The organism is Thermosediminibacter litoriperuensis (genome assembly GCF_008124715.1).
In the GTDB taxonomy this organism is placed as follows: domain Bacteria; phylum Bacillota; class Thermosediminibacteria; order Thermosediminibacterales; family Thermosediminibacteraceae; genus Thermosediminibacter; species Thermosediminibacter litoriperuensis.
Genome location: NZ_VNHO01000010.1, coordinates 5,334 through 23,941, shown reverse-complemented (window position 1 = coordinate 23,941; position 18,608 = coordinate 5,334). Strand labels below are relative to the sequence as shown.

Sequence of the window (18,608 nt, the reverse complement as noted above, 5' to 3'; positions counted from 1 at the left end):
GCGTGAATTTCAATCCCTTATAGGTAGGCTAAAAACGTATATGGGACTGGATAGGACAGAAATGGGAAGGACATTTCAATCCCTTATAGGTAGGCTAAAAACCCGTGAAAAATAGAAAAAATTGACGATTAAAGCCGAAAAAAGATTTTATCAATTTTCTATAAATAATTCGCCACCTACTTAAAAAATCCTCTTTCCCCTAGAGAAATTCCCATTTAAAACACATTTTGCTTTTGTCGTCGACCTCCAGGGGTTTTTGCGCTATTGGAGGTCGACGACAAAACTTGATTCGATTCTTATATAAGATTTTCCGTATCAACCTCTTCGAGCATGATAACATTTCCTGGTTTGAACTCGGGAATATGAGATTCTACTATAACCGCTCCGCCCAACCTTGGGTCAAAGGTAGCGATAAAAACTGTAAAGTGGTAGTAATGGACCAAATAGCAGTAAAGCCATATAGGACCACGTCCGCTTATTATCAGGCCTTTTGTGCTGTTTACTTTGGGAGGACATATGTCTTTTAAGATCTCCGGGTTTATAGGCCCTTCCAATTCAAAGTATAGGATGGTATATTTTCTGTATTCAGCCGTATCAAATTTGACCATTCCTTACAAACCTCGCAATCGCTTATGTAATATAACGCTTTAAGCTTCTTCCTTCAGCCACTCTCTTATTAGGTTTTTAACACTCTTTTTGTTGCCTGATTTATCCGTATATTCTCTCGTGTAACGAACGAAAAAATTGTCTTTTTCTTTTTTCATTTCCGTGACCAGGCCCTCTAAACCGGAGTGAGCAAAGAAATTCCTTTTATCCGGCGTCCTTCCCTCATATTCCTTGTTATGGAACTTTATAAGCAAATGCCATGTTGAATCTTCTATATTGATTTTTTCCATTATCCTTTTTGTATTTGATATCTCATTGCCAAGAAAAACATTATTTGGTTTTAAGCTAAATAACGAATATAGGTCATCAAATATCCTTTTTAATTCATCAAGGTCTATTCCGTCGTCTTCATCGTAATTTTTAATCTGATAATGCCAAAAAACTTCTGCGATACCTGAATAAAAAGCAAGCGATAAAAGGCCTTTGGAATAGGTGTTCTTGTCCAAATTGGGAGATGCGGCATAAGAGTCATAGAACTTCTTTTTCATATCTTCTATTAGTGTCCTCGAAGTTTCATCGATTACTTCCCGATTATCATATCCAAATAGATAAACCGCAAGAGGTATATTATTCTTAATCGCTGAAAAGATAACAAGGAAGTTCTCGAGTAATGAGGAAAGTTTCCGCTTTTTTGACCTGTCATCTTCATAAATTTTCTTTGCAACGTTGTTTATGTCCTCTTTATTTATTGGTGATGCGAAAAAGGCTTTGAATTCCAATTTTTCTCTATGAAGTTGGTATTCCGCCGCATCATTGTCCAAAATCGGATCGGAAAAAGTGATCCATATTTCTGGCCTTTTGGCTTCGGGAAGCCAGTTTTTTAACATAGCCCAAGTGCTAAAAAACCTCACCGCCTCCAAGAGGGCGGAAACATAAATATTAAGCCCACTAGAAATATCCACATAGATCCTTTCTATTTCTTCATTATATCTCTCTATCATATCAAGGGCGATTTCAAATACAATATCGTTGAATTTACCTTCAAAATTGATTCCGGCATATTCACCGATTGAATGAATTACGAAAAAATCATCCACTTCACTGGAATACGGCATATTCGAAAAAAAGTTTTTCGGATTTGACAGGTACTCTTCTTTCGGATTTTTTGAAACAGCTTTTAAACTCCTGGAAAAATCGCCAAAATTTGCGTTTTCCAGAGTCCTGTTAAACGGCAGGCTTATGGGATATACTAGGATTACTTTTGCTTGCTCGCCGTTTTCTTTTAAATGCTCTTTTAGGGCAAAGGATGAAAGCTGTTTAAATCTAGTTTTACCTTCTATTCTGAATTTCTGTTTTTTTATTATATTCCTATCCAATCTCCCGATTTGGTATATTAAGCTATTCACCTAGATTCCCTCCATTGTTTCGGGCTTTTTCCACAAATATAAATCCGGGGAGGCCATTCCGTATCCCATGGCATTAAAACTCCCTAATCCACAAAGATAGGAAAGCATTACAAGTTCTTCCGAACTGAATATCTCAAATTTGCCCCGGTAGGCAATGACTCCAGAATCTAGTTCCTCTTTTACAGGCCTTCCCCTGAAGCGAAAAAGAAAGCGGTCGTCAGAAGGCCTTCTGCCGTAAAGTCGAATGTATTTATCTACCAGCATCTGCCTTAAGGCTTCGCTGAAACGCTCCGGCCTTTCTTCCCACAATAAATTTTCTCCTGCGAGCAGTGCCACCGCCACCGGAGACAACAAATACCCAGTCCTCTCCAATGGTACCCTTTGGAAAATTGCTTTAGAAAATGTAAGTCTGCCGTATCTGAAATCCACCGGGGTGTTCATAATCTTTAAAGCAATATCGGGCAAAAGCTCCTGAAAAGCGGTGTTTAAAATCAAAGCCGCACGATCTAACGCCCAAAATCCATCCTTCGCCGGTTTCTTTTTCGATGGGATTATATCGGAGAAAACAAAAAACTGGTTTTTTATAACTTCCCTAAAATAAGAAGAAAGATTAATTTTATATCCTCTATCAAAAAAGAAAGCGTCTTTCTTAAAATATATTTCTAACCTCAGCCTGAACACATTTATTAAACCTCTCTAAAAGTAATTTTTACCCACCCCGGGACAGTATCGGGGTTTCCGTTTGCGAAAATTATACGCCTCGTTTTAGGGAATAAATTAGCATCTGAAATGCGCACCCCTTGCTTTGAAAGCTTCTTTAAATCTTCTGCGGAAAGAAAACAGCCTATAGTCTTTGAAAGATACCCGGTTCCAAAACCTATTTGGAGTAATATCTCATTTTCCCCCAATTTCCCATTCAGTTCTTCCAGCCTCTGATAAAAATTCGCCACCTGGTCCAAACCGTATTTTTTGTAAAAATACTTTTCGCCTTCTATGTACTTTTTCGTGTCATTTCTTATTGCATTAAAAGCATTTTTCAAAATCCACACGTTTTTGATTTTACGGTAAATCTCTTCATTTTTGGTTCTTTGTTTTATTTCAAAAAACCCTTCAGCTCTGATGCCGGGTTTTAGCGCTTCAATATAAATAGCCGTAGCATTTTCACTTTCTTCTACATTTTCATTTTTCTTAAACCATTTTGCTTTCCCGTGGCATATATTCAAAATCTTCATTTCATAAATTCCCAAGGCATCCAGCGGCAATAGTGAAGAATCAGAAAACCTCACAAACTTGAAGGGCGAATAATGAGGTTTACCAAAGGTTTCTTCTTCTGGGTAATCGTCAATCTCTTTTAGCTTTTTATCTTTCTCCCGCAAGGTATCATCTAATTTTGCTTTATACTCTTCTTCTATAGAAGGCCATACGCCTCTCATAAGTCCCGTTCTAAAAGAGCCTTTCAAGCTTGAACCCGGTATATAAGGATATCCGGTGGTTTTAATAAAGGATACTATATCTCCTTTTACGCGTGGTGTGCCGCAAGGCTTAACTTGATAGCTTATAAATTCGCTAATATCGATTTTAGGAGCGTATTTTAACGCATCCTGCCAGCTAAAGCGAAAAGAATCAATTGATCGATAAAAATAATCAATAAAACTTGTATTATCTTTATTGGATTTTAGAAGCTTTATCACATCGATAAAACCTATTGAGCCGCCTTCAATAATGTATTCAAATTCTCTATAACGATTCCCATCCCCAATATTCACAGGCGATATTATCTCTACTTCATACTGAAAAGGTTTCTCCAAAATTTTTCCACCTCACTTTCTGTTAAAAATCGGCACAGTATAGGCAAGACCATATTTTAAAATTTTATGACCGACATCCTCACCTGGCGAAACGTCAACCACCATCCCCTGAACATCCTTCTTAAAAACACTACCCTCCGCCAGCATTCTGACTTTTTTCTTTCTCGCTTGTTGATTAAAAGGAGAATATGAATACCCGGCTCTCTCCAAAAGCGAAAAAGCTTTAATTATATCAGCTACCTTTTCATCCATGCGTGGGTAATATAAGGAAAGCAAAAGCCAATCTCCAGAGCCGTTTCCTTTCTTCTCTTTATATTCTTCAATACCGGCTTCAAAGCTTCCGAAACCGTAGGTCTTTTCACCACCAATACCCTCGTCGCCCAAAAGCCTTATGGCTGCTTTGACCTTTTCTTCTTCATAATCATCGTATATATCGAGGAAAAACCACAGTCCTGCCCCTTCGCGAAAATAGCAGCCACTCACATAGTAAATTTCGGTGCTGAAATCACCGCGGTTTATTTTCACTCTTGGCCTTTCGGAGATTACATAGGGAGTATCCATATCCTTCCTCGCCAAGATGCCATGTTCCACTCTGTAGTCCTTATTTGCTTTTCCGCCGCCATCCCTGGCGAGGATAAAATCTAACGGAACGTATTTTACCTTTTTTGCCTTTTTATAATCGCCGGTAATGGGCGTCAGGTCCATATTAAGGGGCCTTGGCACAAAAAATTCGCCATTCGCATATAAAAATGCCGAAGATATTTTAAAGGGCGGATTATCGAAGAACTTTTCGACAAGATTATCCGCGGCAGCTTTGCCGTAAAGCAGGGAATAACAGTTGACAATGCCGCTAAAAAGCGTATCGGAATGGGCAAAAGTTTCGGTTAAATTATAGGTCTTTTCTTTGTAGCCGAAATGAACAGGTCCTTTGAACTTAAGTTTTACCCTGTATCTTTTCACACCGGATTTCATAAGCTTTCATCCCCGCTTTATTTTCCTAAGGGCTTCCTTTACGCTGGGACAATTCTCCACTATTATCTGTTCTTCTTCTCGTCCTTCGTAATATCCTACACTCCTAAACGCTATGCTTACTTTCTCAAAAGCTATGCGGCCGTACCCGCGCGTGCCCTGACCCCCTAGGTAATCGTCTTCCAAAAGCAACATGGCTTCGAGTAATTTTTCAATGTATTTCGTTCCTTCACCTTCAAATACGGTTAAAACCATCTCCGATTTAAACCGGGCCCCTGCCGGAACCCTTTCGGTCTGGCGAGGATTAGCGGCAGAAGTTACCCTATCTAGGTTGTTTTCAAATTTTACCTCAGTCCATTCAAAATCCATATTTTCCTTCATTTGTTCTGTGATGCTCTCTTTTATTAACGTCGCATCCCGAACTATAAGCCTGGTGGGAGTAACGGCATCGGTAAAATCTACTGGCCTATAACCCCGGGGATCATTCTCATCAACAACTTTGTGTTCGCTGTGATTCCTGCCGAAAATATTGCAGACGGCGCAATCTTCTTTTTTGCACATGTGAATACGCGTATTGGAAGATTTATTCCTTTCATTATGTACAACATATACCATGGTATCCGCGGGGGTTATCAGACCTTCCGCATACTCCAGTAACGCCCTCATTTTGCCTTTTAAGGAACTCCCCGGGATATAAGGCCTACCTAAAGCATCTTTCACTACCGAATTGTCCACACCGCCTATTTCAAGGGTGTTTGATGAAGTCCCTATATGAAGTCCCGTTAGTGCGACAATTTCGGATGTTATTATGTATTTGCCGGCGAGTTTTAAATCCTTCACAAAATCCACCTCCATTTATTCTCTTCCACCGTAAAATCTGTGGTAGGCGACTACCGCCTCGAAAAATTGCTTAAATCTCTTGAGATTTTCTTCGCTTTTTTCAGCCATTTCGATGGCCTTTGTAAAAATCCCCTTGAACTCCTTCATGTTTTCGGGGAATCTCCCCGCTGTATAAGCAATTACGGCTTTCAGCATCCTAAGCTCGTAAATCCCATTTTCTTCGTATTTTATCCTTCTTGCTTCATTAAAAATTTTTCTTATTTGAGATACGCTCACGCGCTTTGTAGCCAGCAGCTTTCCCGTCTTCTCGGCGCAGTAAAAGAAGTCATCCCCATTTGGATCTTTATTTTTATCTAGGGCTGAAGGCAACCTTGCTTCTATCTCTTTCACGTCGATGAAAGAATCGGATTTTCCTTTTTTATTGCTTTCCCAAGCCATTTAAAAAACCTCCTCATTTCCTTGTCTCAAATTCCGCCCACCGGGCTGATTGGAAGGCATATTTATAGAGCTTGTTTCCCTTTTCAATCAATAAATCGATCAATTTATCCAATATGTCTTCAGCCTTTTTGTTTCTTTCTTTCAGGCGAGCGATATAGTAAAAGAGCCTCCACGATCTGAACATCTTTCCATCTTCGTTAGCCGAAACTTCATATTCCCTACAAACCCTGTAAATAATCCCAAGCAGCGACCGCGACACTTTTAATTCATCCAATGCCTTGGACAACTTTTCTTTAACATCTTTAAACTTATCAAAATCCTCCCACCCGATAGGCACACCCGCAAAGGCAAAGCAATTTTTCTCTTTTTTTCTCACTGGATCCTTGAAATGCTTCGCATTTTCCAGATTTTCGCCTGCGGTTTGCGCGACCCTGTATAGAGGAAATTTTTTGTCGGGTGCAATATCAAAAGCCATGGACACTGTTATCGCAGGGTTAAGCCCCGTATATCTATAAAATTCTTTTTTTATCTCCTCCGCCACATAGGGCATGGCATCCCACGGGCCTACCAGGAAAAAGTCATCGCCGCCCGCATAAATGACGGCACACTTTTCGTAACTATGGGATTTATCGCAACTGCCCAAACGGTTTAACATACGCTCCAAACTCGGGCCGAAAAACTGGGCCATTTCCTGGGACAAAGTCATAATCCTTGCAAAAGAGCGATTCTGCCCCAAGCCCTCCCTAAAAATTCTTCCCAGGTTATCCACATCCCCCCGCAGCACTCCCCATACCTTTATTCCCTTAGCAGAATCCGAAATTTCATCGAAGGTGATGATATTGCCTTTCTGGTCTAGCTTCATCCCAACCGGAATCTTCATGTAGCCGCAGCATTTTTTAATGTCCCATTCTTCTCGTTTTACTGCAAAAGAGTAGTCTTTTTCTAAAGCCTCGTCGGTGAATTCTACCGAAACGCCCAATCTTTTGAATATGTCTTCAACTTTTTCAATACTCCCCTTTTGCCTCTCGCTCTTTTCCTTCCATTCTTCTACGAGGAATTTTTTCTTTATTAAGTTCTCGCCCAACCTTTCAAAGCTTCTGCAGAAAGGGCATTCATCTTCTTTTACCGGATTTCCGCAGTGAGGGCAAGGCTCGCCCTTCTCTTTAAAGGGACCGAAAACCATTTTTTGGTCTTCTTTTAATATGCTATAAAACTTCCTGTTTTTCTCCTCCTGAAGGAGCTTGCCCAGTTCCTCAAATTTTTCCGGCAACTTTCCGTCTTTGACTCTAAAATCCGCGGGCTTTAGCGTAACTCCCTTCAGCAGCAAAGCTAACTTGCCGTGGTGGGCATCTAAAAAAAGGCCGTCTAGTTCTTTTTGATACTCATCTAATTTTTGCAAAAATCTTCCGTGCATAATCAAGTAAAAGTGTCCGCCACCGCTGTAAAGAAGGTTAGTTATAGGAAGCCTTTCTTTCTTCAAAATGTACTTCGGAATTACCGTCATGAGGTAAGACAAATAAAAGGATTTCCCCCTCAAAGCTTTTGTGGCCCCATCCATTTTCGTATCATAGACAAAGTCCTGAATGCCCGAGATATCTCCTTTCACCAGGCAAAAAAGGTCTTCCTCCACGGCGGAAGGATGCCTTATTATACTATCCAGCTTGCTTATTACATGCTGCTTTGGCTTTCCTTCCAATTCCCTGTAAAGAGCAAAGGCTATAGCGGCTGTTGTTTTAAGATGAGCCCAAAGGGAAATGTCGGGCATGGAATAGTAGTAGGCAGAAGGTATATTGAATGTATATTCTTCCAGTGTGCTGTAAAGCTTCGTTAACTCTACGGGGTCATCGAAATTTTGGATGCTTTTAAACGCTTTTACAAAAGCATCCCACAACTCTTTATAACCTTGCTTCGGATTTGGCGAAGGCTCCTCCTCAGGTACGCAATATTCACCAAGTGGGACCAGTTTTTTATAATAAGCCTTTTTCGCCCGTAGGCCATCAAGTTCAATGCAGGAGAGGATCGAAACCAGCTGCCTTATTTCCCCGCCTTTTTCCTCGGCGATATCCAACCTTTCCCCGGCAGAAAGGCAATCTCCTGCACTAACAAAATAATGAAGTCTTTCTGAAGGACCATGATGGTTTAGTACCGCATCGGTTACTTCCCGGATTTTCACAAAGGTTTCGCAAAAATACGCACTCCAATCCTGGTGCCCCGGAGAGCTATGATTCCTTGCTTCATAGAACGCCCTGTAATTTTCGCTGACAATGCGGCGCATCGATTCATCCTGTGTTCTCTGCCCGAATTTACCTATATCGTGGAGCAAGGCGGCGAGCAATAAATTTCTCTCTTCGGCGGTAAAATTATTGAATAAAAACGCCAATACCCCTTCCTCCTTTAGAATAATTTACCTTGTCAAACACTTGAATTATATTTCAACAAAAAATTTTAAAATTCCTTCTTATCTAATAAAAAAGTAATAAGGGCAAAGTACTATGCCTTGCCCTATCTAGTCCTAGTGACAATCTTTATTAAAATACAACAAATGACACAAACTCTTCTAGCCTTTCGAAATAAAAATAAACTTCTAGGGCTATCATAAAGGATAAATCCATACAACCGAATAGGATGACTATCAGGATATCTTGCAGGTATATAGAAATTATCAAGAACTTTTGCTTTTTCTATAAGTTCTTCCTTGACGCAAATTCCCTCAGGCAGATCTTTTAGAAGTCTCGCTATCACATGCCCCCACGCTTCCTGGCCTAGATAAAGGTGCAGAGCTTTAACAGCTTTCTCCCCAGCCTGATGAGCGGCGAAACAAGCCCATTCACTATCACCGAAACCATTTAATCAATTAACAGGATTTGCGGTGCTTTGCCCGATCACCCGGCAAAAAAAAGGCTATCCGTTTGAAGTGGAATTGCCAACAGGCTTGGCTGTTGAAGGCGTGATTTTAGCAGATCAGGTCAAAAGTTTAGATTGGCGCGCTCGGCGGCTTCAAATAGTAGGACGGGCGCCCAATGAAATTGTTTCGGAATGCTTGGATCTGATTCATACTTTTCTGTCGTGAGTGCATTCCACAAAAAGGCCACCTATAAAACTTTTTTCTCTAAACTATTAAGAAGTATCACCTTCACTTACCAGCTCCAAAAATCTTTCCACCGGCAAAAGCGGAGCTTCGTGATAGTCCCTTCCGACTATTCTTTCCGCCGTAAACATGGAGTCCCATACGGCCTCTTCTACAGCTTCTACCGCAGCCTGAAATATTTTGTTTATCTCCTCCGAATGGGGAGAAATCGTGTTAATCTCTATCACCGGCCTGCCGTAATGGTGAATTCTGTTCGCCGTTGAAAAGGCAACGGCAATATCCCCGCTTCCGTTTCCCATAAACGACCCAGTCCTCGCAAGGCCCAGGATTCCCCTTTTCGCCACCCTCTCCAGGCCTTGGGCATCGAGAGGGGCATCGGTGGCAATTACAACTATGCAGGAGCCTTCGTCTTTTTCTCTGACCTTTTCTCTTCCTCTTATTTCTTCCTTCAATATCCTGCCCACATTTTTCCCGTTGAATATAAGGTCCTCCATTCTCCCGTAGTTAGTAAGCAAAAGAGCTCCCACTGTATAGGCTTTCCCGCCTATTTCAATCAGCCTCGACGAGGTGCCGATCCCGCCTTTAAACCCGTGGCAGATCATACCGGTCCCCGCACCCACGCTTCCCGTTTCGAACGTTTTCTTAGCGCTGTTTATAGCTGAAAAGACATGTTCCTTTTTCACATGCCTTCCCCTGATGTCATTTAGGTGGCCGTCGTTGCACTCCAGGACCACCGGATTTACAGTGCCCGTAGTAATTCCGATATCCTCGTTGGAAGAAAGCATGTATTCCACCAGAGCGTCAGCGGTGGTCCCGACGGATAGCGTATTTGTAAGAATGATAGGAGTTTCCAGGGTCCCCAGTTCTTTTATCTGTACCAATCCAGCAGATTTCCCGAAGCCATTGCCGACAAAGCAGGAGGCGATCAGCTTTTCCTTAAAGATGTTTCCGCCATGAGGCACTATTGCGGTTACCCCCGTACGCACGGGCCCTTTTCCCGGGATAAGCTCGCCTTGGCCGGAAATTAAAGTGACATGCCCCACCGCAACTCCTTCGACATCGGTAATCGCATTCAAGGGGCCCGGCGGCAGCAAACCTATAAAAAGGCCCCATTCCCTCATTCTCTTTCGAATTTTTATCCCCTCCCAATGGAACGCCCGCTCAAAGAGCGGGCTATCTAAATATAGGCTATAAAACCGGTAACTCCCAGCAGAACAAATAAGATGACCCCGATTATAATTAAAATGCCCTGAATCTTAAAATATGAGGTCATTTCCTGTATGAGCAATACCATTTGATGCTCATCATAGTCTTGGGACAGGACTATGTTTTTTGCACGATCCCGGGCTCCCAGCAGTTTAATCCCCATAATTAGCGTTATTACCCCCGGCAACGCGCCTATTATAAATGCAAAAAGTCCCAAAATAGCCTCGATAGCTCCCGAGATTACCGTAACCCAACCTACTATTGCGGCCCATGTGCTGAATTCCTCCAGCTTCCTTATTAAATCCGTAAATATCCCTCCTCTATAATAAATACAGCACAACGGGGAAATCAAAAATTAAAATTTTCATAACTAATTCGCTGCTGGTTTGAAAAATCCTCCCCTTTTATCGTAATTTTTATCGATTTTTGAGGGTGTTAGAAAAAGATTCTGCACAAATACCAAAAAACCGCTTTTAGGATGCACAACCTAAAAGCGGTTGATTGTTTTGCGGTGATGAGGCAGTGCAAAATGCTTTTTTAATATTTGTACTATGGAGCGTAAAAAAATTCCTGCTGATCAGGAAAAAATTTAAGACAATCATTTGGCTGCCTCTGAAACGGCGTAAATTTTGATTTCATAAAAAAAGGTTTATATAAAATTTGGTAGAAATATATCTATAAATATTCCTGTAAAGGTGGAGGTTTTTTATGAAAAAGAACGTTCTCGGCATAACAGGCATAGAAGTTACAGAGCTTTGTTTTGGAACCCTTCCCATGGGGCCCCTTCAGAAAAACATGGACCTGGACTCATGTGTTGAAGTAACGGCATACGCCTTAAAAAAAGGCATTAACTTCATCGACACGGCCCAGATGTACAAAACCTACGAACCCGTAAGGAAAGCAATAAAACTTACGGGAATAAACCCCGTAATTTCTACAAAATCAACATCATCTACTTACAGCGATATGGAAAAAGCTATCGACGAGGCATTAAGAGCACTTAACAGAAACTATATTGATATTTTCTTTATGCATGCAGCAAGGGTGGGAGAAGATGTCTTTGACGTAAGAAAAGAAGCCTTAAAGTGCCTTCTTGACTATAAGAGCAAAGGATATATAAAGGCAGTCGGCATTTCCACCCACAATGTAAAAGTCGTCGAGCTTGCTTCACAGAGAGACGATATAGACGTGGTATTTCCAATCATAAATTACAAAGGTGTGGGAATACTGGGCGGAAGTGTAGAAGACATGAAAAAAGCTATCGAAGTATCAAGCAGCAGGGGAAAAGGCGTCCTCCTGATGAAGGTCCTCGGCGGAGGGGTCCTGCTTAATGAGTACAAAAAATCCATGGACTTTGCAAGGAATCTAAAAGGCTACCACTCCATTGCGGTTGGCATGGTGAGCAAGGAGGAAGTGGATTTTAACATAAATTACTTTAACGGCATCTATGACGAAGAAAAATCGCCGGTGCTTGGGAAAAACCAAAAGAACTTTATTGTTGTAGACACCCTCTGCAAAGGATGTAAGACATGCCTTTCCGGGTGCCCGAATTATGCGATGGAATTTGATGAAAAAAGAGAAAAGGCCTACATTAATAGAGAAAAATGCCTCACCTGCGGTTACTGCACGGCCTATTGTCCCGAGTTTGCCATAAGGGTAATATAATTAATCGAGCAGAGGAGGCGATAATTTTACAAGTTGTTGGCCGCCTCCGGTGCGGCCAGCCCCTCGATAGCCCCGTTGCCGAACCGCTCCGGCTCCTTGGAAAGCTGTTTCTCGTTGTTGTAGGCCATCATGGCCGCAATGGTACCTCCGGCTCCTGGTAAAACCCCTATCAGAAATCCCACCGGCGTCTGCCTCAGGATGGGAAGGATACTCCGCCTCCACTGCTCCGTGGTAATCCATATCCTACCGAATTTGGTCTGCACCGGTTTTGTGCCGGCGGAATGTATGGTCTCGAAGTTTTTGAACACCTCGCCCAGACCGTATATACCGATTATTACGACTATGAAATCTATCCCCGTCTGCAGCTCTGGCACTCCAAAGGTGAAGCGCTGGACTCCGGACTGCAGGTCAATGCCCACCGTGGATATCATGAGCCCCAGAAAAAGGGCTACAAGACCCTTGAGGATCTGCTCCTTTGAAATTGAGGCAGTAGCCGCCAGGGCGAAGACCATAAGGGCGAAGTATTCCGGCGGTCCGAACTTGAGGGCGAAGCGCGCCACCGGCAGCGCCACGAATACGAAGGCAATGGTGGCCAGCATCCCGCCGATAAAAGACGCTATGGCGGATATGGCAAGAGCGGCCTCGGCCTGGCCGTTCTTGGCCATGGGATAGCCGTCAAAGCAGGAGGCCACCGCCGCGCCGTCGCCCGGGATGTTGAGTAATATTGAGCTTCTGGAACCTCCGAACATAGCCCCGTAGTATATGGCGCACATTGTTATAAGGGCCGTTGTCGGATTCATCGTGAAGGTCAGTGGGAGCAGCAGAGCTATTCCCGTGGACGGTCCGATACCCGGCAGCATCCCAAGTATTGTCCCCAGTATGGCTCCTAAAGTCATCCACAAAAGGTTCAAGGGTGTTACTGCTACTTTGAACCCGTATAAAAGGTAATTCAGTACTTCCATCCGGCCGGTTCACCCCTTTCACGGCAGGTTTATCATTAAGATTTTTTCGAATGCCAACCAGATGGTTAAAGTGAATACAGTGGCTATTACGGCACTCCTTATCCACCCGGCTTTTCCGTTTACCATAAACAGTATGCTGCCGAGAAACAGCATCGTCGAGATTATGAATCCGGCATGGTTAAAAATCACTGCGTACACAAGGCATGCCGCTACGGTTCCAAGTACCAACTTTGCGTAACCGGGATCTTTCTTTTTTTGATCCTTTGGAACACCCCGTCACTTTTTCTCGCATCGCCTGCTATAATAAGAGCGCCGACAATCATCATCAAAACTCCCACGCCCAGGGGAAAATAAACCGGTGCCCATGGATTTCCTATAGAGGCTTTGGGCATTATGTAAGCCTGTATGCTGTAAATTAGCCCAAGTATCAGGGCAAAAAAACCCACTATACCATCCCTTCTCATCTTACCCCCCCCTGATTGGTTGCAATTAACCGTGGGATGGTGACTCCATCCCACGGCGTCCGGCTCATTGGCCTTTATAGAGGCCGACTTCCACAAGCAAAGATTTGTATTCCTCATTAGTCCTGTCAAGAAATGCCTTGAACTCTTCGGGACCCATGAACGCTTCGGTCCAGCCGTTTTTCTTTACGATTTCCTTCCATTCAGGAGTCTGGACCATTTTGGCCAGGGTGTCGCTCAGGTACTTCACGGTGTAGTCGGGCATCTCCGGAGGCCCGAAGAGTCCCCTCCAGTTAACGAAAACTGCGTCTATCCCCTGCTCCTTCAGCGTAGGCACCTGCGACAGCGGACCCTCCTTCACCCTTTCGGGAGCGGTAATGGCCAGCACTTTAATGTCGCCGCTCTCCAGCGGACCCACGACCTCCGCCATGCCGGTGGAAAGAAGGTCTATATGGCCTCCCATCAAGGCTGCCAGACTTTCACCGCTCTGGAAGGAGATGTACTGGATGTCCTTTAAATTATTGACGCCCGCTGCCTTTGCCGCCTGCAGGAACTGCATGTGGTCCATGCTGCCAGGTGACGAAGCACCGCCTATCTTGACGCTCTTCGGATCCTTCTTCAAAGCCTCCATTACCTCGTTTATGCTGTTGAACCTGGAATTCTTGGGCACCGCAAACGCCCCGAAATCGTTTATGAGTATAACAAGGGGTGTCAGGTTTTTATATGAAAGCTGTGTCTGTCCGGTGAGGTTTATCAAAAGCAGAGGGGGCGAGTATACAACCACGTGGTAGGGACTGCCCTTCTTCTCCTGCATGTAGGCAAGGCCCACGGCCCCTCCCCCGCCGGGCTTGTTCACAACCGGCATCGGCTGGTTGACCAGCCCCGTCTCCCCCAGTACCTTAGCCACCATTCTAATAGTGGTGTCCCATCCTCCACCCGGACCTGCCGGTGCCACAAATTCAAAGGGCTTGGTAGGATAATCCACCTCCCGGGCAGAATCCCCTCCACCGGAGTCCTGCTTGCCCGAAGAACAACCCGAAAGAACGCCCACGAGAAACAGGGCTATGAAGCATACAGCAATCTTCCTGCTTCTTAAAAAATTTCGCATAGCGCAACCTCCCGCACTTTATTAATCGATAATTTCAGCGCCGTAATATTATCCTTTGTCCGCGTATCACCTCCCACCGGCCTACTCCCAGGGCACTTCCACGTACATCAGCGGCACGTGCTGCTGGGCTGCATGCATGTCCGTCTCGCCTATACTTCCCTGGGGCCTTAACCTGGGAATGGTTATCTTTACCGCATTGGCGGCGTCGAAGTAAACAAAAGCGATTATCCTGTCTTTTTCAATGCCGTACAGCTGCGAAATGAGCTCCTCGTTTATAACGCCGGAGGATTTTACCTTCTCGTAGTCCTCTTTTGTCTTGAATATTATATCCAGAGTCATCTCAAAGGGCCCTGCGTTCTTGCTCCTTATAACCTTTGCTATATCTTTCAAAAAAACTTCTTTGCCCATAAGCTACACCTCCAGGTACCTGAATCGGAACGGCTCTACCGGGTCGTCGACTTCCAATAAGTGGTACACATTAAACTCACAAACTTCTCCCAGCGGTATCTCCAGGGGCGTAAATGGAAAGGCTATATTTCCCGCCGTGGCTATCCTGCCCTCATAAGGGCAGTGGAGCATCTCTGTCCTGGCCCTGGAGCATATGGCATTGGCCATTTCCTGGGTCGGTGCAGCCACTTCCAGGATGATGCAGAGCTCCAGAGGCTTAAAATCCTTAACCGGCTCGAATTCGCCCATTACCCCGTTCCTGCCGTACACGTGGAATATCATTTTATACGAATCCTCCGGTATTTCCGAAAAGTAATCGGCCACTACTCCTTTTACCCTCTCAATTATCTCATCGATGTGCTCTATTTCGATGGGGTCCCGCACTCCGGCAATGAAGATGGACCTGAAACCCAGCCTTTTCGCTCCTTCCAGCTTTAGGGTGTACTTTTCCGCCGGGATAAACCGGCTCCCGGAAACCTTTACTCTCCTCTCGTCCAGCTGCTCGAACCTTGCCTTCGAGAGGTCTGTAACCCCTCCGGGCCCCGGCAGCAGGTAGGGATGGGTCTTCTCATAAAGCGTGTGGGCCGCGACCGAAGGCACGGTGCACCTTTCGGCCGGGTTCAGCGGCTCGACCACGAAATGGTCCCTTCTCAGTGTTCCGAATATGTTCTTGCCGGCAGGCTCAGCGCAGAGGGCACCGCACTCCATAATCTTGCCCATATGCCAGCAGAGCCCCGGATCGAATCCTTCCATAATCCCCAGAGCCGCTATCGGCACGGGATCGTAGGTCCTGCCGGACACTATGACGTCCACTCCTCCGGTTTCCTTTAGCACCTTGACGTAGGGCTCCACCCCCATCTGGGCCACTATGGTGGTGGCCGCGTCTATCTCTTCCTTGGTGAGCGGCGGCACTGGGCCGCAGGGCTTCACCATGCCCTCCCATAGCTTTTTCTTCAGATAATCTTTGTCAACATCGCTGTAAATAGCCGCCACCCGAAAATGATACCCCTTTTCCCGGGAAATGTCCTTTATGATCTCCAGGAAGGCGTCCACATGCTGGTCGGAGCCATCGCCTCCAGCTGAACTTATAAACACCGGGATTTTTTTCTCGTGGCACGCCTCCAGCAGAATAGAAATATCCTTGCGGTAGGCCTCCACAGAGCATGTCATAGCCCCGGTCCCCAGCTTGTGCGGTCCGCTGTCGGTGGACCCGGAGTCAACGGCTATTACATCGGGATTCATCTCCAGTCCCTTTTTGAACCACTCCACCGGGAACCCGTACCCCAGCATAGGCAAAGGAGTGAGTACCCGTATCTCCTCTCTTGCCATAGATACATCTCCTTTCAATATATTGAACTTATCATTCTTAATATTCTGCATTGTATCCGGTATCCCATATGTGCTTAAAAAAATTAATCAAAAGTTTTAAGATAGGTCTCCAAGGCCTTTCTCAGGTGGTTCCTGACGAGCTTCTCCGCTCTTTCGACGTCCCTTTCGGCCACAGCTTTGAAGATTTCCTCATGCTCTTTCAGGGCCGATAATTTTCTCTCGCGGCTTTTCATGGTAACCATTCTGAACCTGGCCAGGTACTCCTGGTATGTGCTTATGAGGTCTATAAGCCTGGGCATGCGGCAGGATTTTATGAGGATGTCATTGAACTCCTGGGATGCCCGGAAAAGGTTTTCCGTATCGTCAACCTCGGTGTGCCGCCTCATGAGCTCCAGGCACTCCCGGAGCTTCTCCAGTTCCGCCCCGGTTATGTTTTTCACGGTGTAAGTTATGGCCAGGGCTTCGAGGGCTTCCCTTATCGAGTAGATCTCGATAACATCTTCCCTGGAAAACCCCTTAACGACCACACCCTTCCGGGGCAAATGAACCACCAGCCCCTCGGTCTCCAGCTTCCGGAGGGCCTCCCTCACCGGCGTCCTGCTGACTTTGAGCCTTTCCGCCAGGTCCTTTTCCACCAGGCGCTCGCCGTCTTTAAGCTCCCCGGAAAAGATCATCCTGCGGATGTGTTCGTAAATGAGGTCCCTAATGGGTTTTAAGTGCGAGAATTCGAATGTTTCTCCGAAGCTTTCCATATATTCACCTCATACTTTAGTTTGGGATGCGGGATACCTTTTGTAATATTTTTATAATTCGACACAAAAAATAAAATTCCTGCTGGAGGCAGAAAATTTAAAAGTATTAAATATTAAGCTCATGAAATGCGGGGGTATTTATAATGCATTAAAGATCATATCTATGGCGGAAACTTGCGGTGTAGAGTGCATGCTGGGAAGTATGGTGGAAAGCAAGTTGAGCGTTACCGCGGCCGCTCATTTGGCGGGAGTAAAAAAGAATATAACGCGGTTTGACTTAGATACAATTACTCTATTGGCCCGGGATCCCGTCACCGGTGGCGTAAAAAATGAAGGCCCAACCCTGATCCTGCCCGAAAGTCCCGGGTTGGGATAGAAAAAATTGAAAGCTTGACCGAAATATAGTTGAAATCACAGACTTTGGTTGCTAAGCTTAGCCCATCCTGGGTGCAAAAATAGCCCGCATTTTGTTGCGGGTTTTTTTATATCACCACATTTCACAAAATTTTTTCCATGCCTCACCTGCGGTTATGGCACGGCCTCCTGCCCCGAGTTTGCTACAAAGGAGGATTTAAAGCGCGCTTTAAAAGGATTTATTAATGATCACCAGAGAAAGATGCTGGAAATACAATTGAGACATATTGATTACCTCGATGAAGAAATAGAAAGATTGGATGAAGAAATTAAAAATCGAATGCTCCCTTTTGAAGAAGACCTGGCACTGTGGATACGATTCCCGGAGTGGGAAGAAGGACTGCTGAACAGATAATTGCCGAAATCGGTACTAATATGGATCAGTTCCCTTCCGCCGCTCATTTGTGTTCATGGGCGGGGCTGTGTCCAGGTCAGAATGAAAGCGCCGGTAAACAAAAGTCCGCCAGGACTCGAAAGGGAAACGAGAAGTTGCGAAGTGCACTTGTAGAAGCTGCCCGGGCCGCCTCCAGAGTAAAAGATACTTTTCTCGCAAGTCAATACCACCGCATCGCTGCCCGAAGAGGATCGAACCGGGCAGCTGTTGCGGTGGCTCACAGCATCCTAACTATAGTTTATCATATTCTCAAGCGTAAGCAACCTTATATTGAATTGGGTCCGAATTTTTACGAAGAAAAAAGGCGCGACATGGTCATCCGCCAGTCTTTGAAAAAGCTTGAATCTTTAGGGTTAAAGGTCTCGGTCGAAACGATGGTATCTAAACCTTACAGACATTTGTTATTACGTATATTAAGCTTCATATTTATCCCATATTTTTACATTATGTATGGGCTTAGTTTTTTATTGCCTTTTTGCGGAACATTATTTTCAGGATAGGTAGGCTAGAAACTTTTGTTAAAAAAATTTCATCTATGGTCAAACCCAAGTTTCAATCCCTTATAGGTAGGCTAGAAACACTGGGAAGCAGCGGCTATACAAGCAAAAAATACGGGTTTCAATCCCTTATAGGTAGGCTAGAAACTTCCATGCTTCTAAAAGAGCTGCTCTGGCGGCGCTGGTTTCAATCCCTTATAGGTAGGCTAGAAACGAGG

18 protein-coding genes and 4 pseudogenes are annotated in these 18,608 nt (G+C 44.6%); 4 read left to right on the top strand and 18 right to left on the bottom strand.

Annotated features, from left to right (window positions below):
* Positions 1–296: 296 nt before the first annotated feature.
* The 9 genes and pseudogenes from crn3 to LZ11_RS13000 all read right to left on the bottom strand — a co-directional run.
* Positions 297–608, bottom strand: a complete 312-nt coding sequence (gene crn3, locus LZ11_RS05580) for a CRISPR-associated ring nuclease Crn3/Csx3 (RefSeq protein WP_148866919.1) — start codon at positions 606–608, stop codon at positions 297–299.
* Between the two features lie 39 nt (positions 609–647).
* On the bottom strand, positions 648–2,012 hold the full coding sequence (gene csx1, locus LZ11_RS05575; RefSeq protein WP_148866918.1) for a CRISPR-associated CARF protein Csx1: 1,365 nt from the start codon (positions 2,010–2,012) through the stop codon (positions 648–650).
* A complete protein-coding gene (locus LZ11_RS05570; protein WP_148866917.1) occupies positions 2,013–2,693 on the bottom strand; it encodes a CRISPR-associated endoribonuclease Cas6 in 681 nt (226 codons plus the stop codon).
* Between the two features lie 5 nt (positions 2,694–2,698).
* Entirely contained in the window at positions 2,699–3,820 is a 1,122-nt protein-coding gene (gene csm5, locus LZ11_RS05565; protein WP_170240305.1) for a type III-A CRISPR-associated RAMP protein Csm5, read from the bottom strand.
* Positions 3,821–3,832: 12 nt separating this feature from the next.
* Entirely contained in the window at positions 3,833–4,792 is a 960-nt protein-coding gene (gene csm4, locus LZ11_RS05560) for a type III-A CRISPR-associated RAMP protein Csm4 (RefSeq protein WP_148866915.1), read from the bottom strand.
* 6 nt (positions 4,793–4,798) lie between these two features.
* Positions 4,799–5,629, bottom strand: a complete 831-nt coding sequence (gene csm3, locus LZ11_RS05555; RefSeq protein ID WP_148866914.1) for a type III-A CRISPR-associated RAMP protein Csm3 — start codon at positions 5,627–5,629, stop codon at positions 4,799–4,801.
* A gap of 15 nt (positions 5,630–5,644) precedes the next feature.
* Entirely contained in the window at positions 5,645–6,067 is a 423-nt protein-coding gene (gene csm2, locus LZ11_RS05550; protein WP_148866913.1) for a type III-A CRISPR-associated protein Csm2, read from the bottom strand.
* A gap of 13 nt (positions 6,068–6,080) precedes the next feature.
* Positions 6,081–8,447, bottom strand: coding sequence for a type III-A CRISPR-associated protein Cas10/Csm1 (gene cas10 / locus LZ11_RS05545; RefSeq protein ID WP_170240304.1), 2,367 nt, complete (start codon positions 8,445–8,447; stop codon positions 6,081–6,083).
* 242 nt (positions 8,448–8,689) lie between these two features.
* Positions 8,690–8,905: pseudogene (locus LZ11_RS13000) on the bottom strand (HEPN domain-containing protein); the annotation flags it as partial.
* On the opposite strand from LZ11_RS13000, the pseudogene LZ11_RS05535 reads away from it, so the two are divergent.
* Positions 8,898–9,137 (top strand): annotated as a pseudogene (locus tag LZ11_RS05535) (type II toxin-antitoxin system PemK/MazF family toxin); the annotation flags it as partial. The pseudogenes LZ11_RS13000 and LZ11_RS05535 sit on opposite strands and share 8 nt — an antisense overlap.
* A 47-nt stretch (positions 9,138–9,184) precedes the next feature.
* On the opposite strand, the gene LZ11_RS05530 reads toward LZ11_RS05535, so the two are convergent.
* Together LZ11_RS05530 and LZ11_RS05525 are read right to left on the bottom strand one after the other, a co-directional pair.
* The gene (locus tag LZ11_RS05530; RefSeq protein ID WP_187695056.1) at positions 9,185–10,276 is read right to left on the bottom strand and encodes a DmpA family aminopeptidase; all 1,092 of its coding nucleotides are present in this window, start codon (positions 10,274–10,276) and stop codon (positions 9,185–9,187) included.
* A gap of 56 nt (positions 10,277–10,332) precedes the next feature.
* A complete protein-coding gene (locus LZ11_RS05525) occupies positions 10,333–10,701 on the bottom strand; it encodes a DUF5362 family protein (RefSeq protein ID WP_170240303.1) in 369 nt (122 codons plus the stop codon).
* A 368-nt stretch (positions 10,702–11,069) separates the two neighbouring features.
* Between LZ11_RS05525 and LZ11_RS05520 the strand changes: the two genes are divergently transcribed.
* The gene (locus LZ11_RS05520; RefSeq protein ID WP_148866909.1) at positions 11,070–12,026 is read left to right on the top strand and encodes an aldo/keto reductase; all 957 of its coding nucleotides are present in this window, start codon (positions 11,070–11,072) and stop codon (positions 12,024–12,026) included.
* Between the two features lie 32 nt (positions 12,027–12,058).
* Here the strand turns inward: LZ11_RS05520 and LZ11_RS05515 are convergent.
* The 7 genes and pseudogenes from LZ11_RS05515 to LZ11_RS05485 form a co-directional block, all read right to left on the bottom strand.
* Positions 12,059–12,988 (bottom strand): annotated as a pseudogene (locus LZ11_RS05515) (tripartite tricarboxylate transporter permease); the annotation flags it as partial.
* 18 nt (positions 12,989–13,006) lie between these two features.
* Complete coding sequence (locus LZ11_RS05510; protein ID WP_148866907.1) at positions 13,007–13,216, bottom strand: tripartite tricarboxylate transporter TctB family protein; 210 nt, start codon at positions 13,214–13,216, stop codon at positions 13,007–13,009.
* Positions 13,198–13,452, bottom strand: a complete 255-nt coding sequence (locus LZ11_RS05505; protein WP_148866906.1) for a hypothetical protein — start codon at positions 13,450–13,452, stop codon at positions 13,198–13,200. Before LZ11_RS05505 ends, LZ11_RS05510 begins: the two co-directional genes overlap by 19 nt.
* 64 nt (positions 13,453–13,516) lie before the next feature.
* Positions 13,517–14,557, bottom strand: coding sequence for a tripartite tricarboxylate transporter substrate binding protein (locus tag LZ11_RS05500; RefSeq protein WP_148866905.1), 1,041 nt, complete (start codon positions 14,555–14,557; stop codon positions 13,517–13,519).
* Positions 14,558–14,638: 81 nt separating this feature from the next.
* Complete coding sequence (locus tag LZ11_RS05495; protein WP_148866904.1) at positions 14,639–14,965, bottom strand: DUF4387 domain-containing protein; 327 nt, start codon at positions 14,963–14,965, stop codon at positions 14,639–14,641.
* Between the two features lie 3 nt (positions 14,966–14,968).
* Positions 14,969–16,333: an acyclic terpene utilization AtuA family protein gene (locus tag LZ11_RS05490; protein ID WP_148866903.1), complete on the bottom strand. Its 1,365-nt coding sequence runs from the start codon at positions 16,331–16,333 to the stop codon at positions 14,969–14,971.
* Between the two features lie 83 nt (positions 16,334–16,416).
* Positions 16,417–17,085, bottom strand: a complete 669-nt coding sequence (locus LZ11_RS05485; protein ID WP_148866902.1) for a GntR family transcriptional regulator — start codon at positions 17,083–17,085, stop codon at positions 16,417–16,419.
* A gap of 70 nt (positions 17,086–17,155) precedes the next feature.
* On the opposite strand from LZ11_RS05485, the gene LZ11_RS05480 reads away from it, so the two are divergent.
* Positions 17,156–17,461, top strand: coding sequence for an enolase C-terminal domain-like protein (locus tag LZ11_RS05480; protein WP_148866901.1), 306 nt, complete (start codon positions 17,156–17,158; stop codon positions 17,459–17,461).
* 186 nt (positions 17,462–17,647) lie between these two features.
* Positions 17,648–18,276: pseudogene (locus tag LZ11_RS12995) on the top strand (IS110 family RNA-guided transposase); the annotation flags it as partial.
* Between the last annotated feature and the right edge of the window lie 332 nt (positions 18,277–18,608).

Excerpts from the sequence above, each read along its gene's own strand:
- crn3 (WP_148866919.1), bottom strand. The coding sequence starts at position 608 with ATGGTCAAATTTGATACGGCTGAATACAGAAAATATACCATCCTATAC.
- csm4 (WP_148866915.1), bottom strand. The coding sequence starts at position 4,792 with ATGAAATCCGGTGTGAAAAGATACAGGGTAAAACTTAAGTTCAAAGGA.
- csm2 (WP_148866913.1), bottom strand. The coding sequence starts at position 6,067 with ATGGCTTGGGAAAGCAATAAAAAAGGAAAATCCGATTCTTTCATCGAC.
- LZ11_RS05530 (WP_187695056.1), bottom strand. The coding sequence starts at position 10,276 with ATGAGGGAATGGGGCCTTTTTATAGGTTTGCTGCCGCCGGGCCCCTTG.
- LZ11_RS05520 (WP_148866909.1), top strand. The coding sequence starts at position 11,070 with ATGAAAAAGAACGTTCTCGGCATAACAGGCATAGAAGTTACAGAGCTT.
- LZ11_RS05505 (WP_148866906.1), bottom strand. The coding sequence starts at position 13,452 with ATGAGAAGGGATGGTATAGTGGGTTTTTTTGCCCTGATACTTGGGCTA.
- LZ11_RS05500 (WP_148866905.1), bottom strand. The coding sequence starts at position 14,557 with ATGCGAAATTTTTTAAGAAGCAGGAAGATTGCTGTATGCTTCATAGCC.
- LZ11_RS05495 (WP_148866904.1), bottom strand. The coding sequence starts at position 14,965 with ATGGGCAAAGAAGTTTTTTTGAAAGATATAGCAAAGGTTATAAGGAGC.
- LZ11_RS05490 (WP_148866903.1), bottom strand. The coding sequence starts at position 16,333 with ATGGCAAGAGAGGAGATACGGGTACTCACTCCTTTGCCTATGCTGGGG.
- LZ11_RS05485 (WP_148866902.1), bottom strand. The coding sequence starts at position 17,085 with ATGGAAAGCTTCGGAGAAACATTCGAATTCTCGCACTTAAAACCCATT.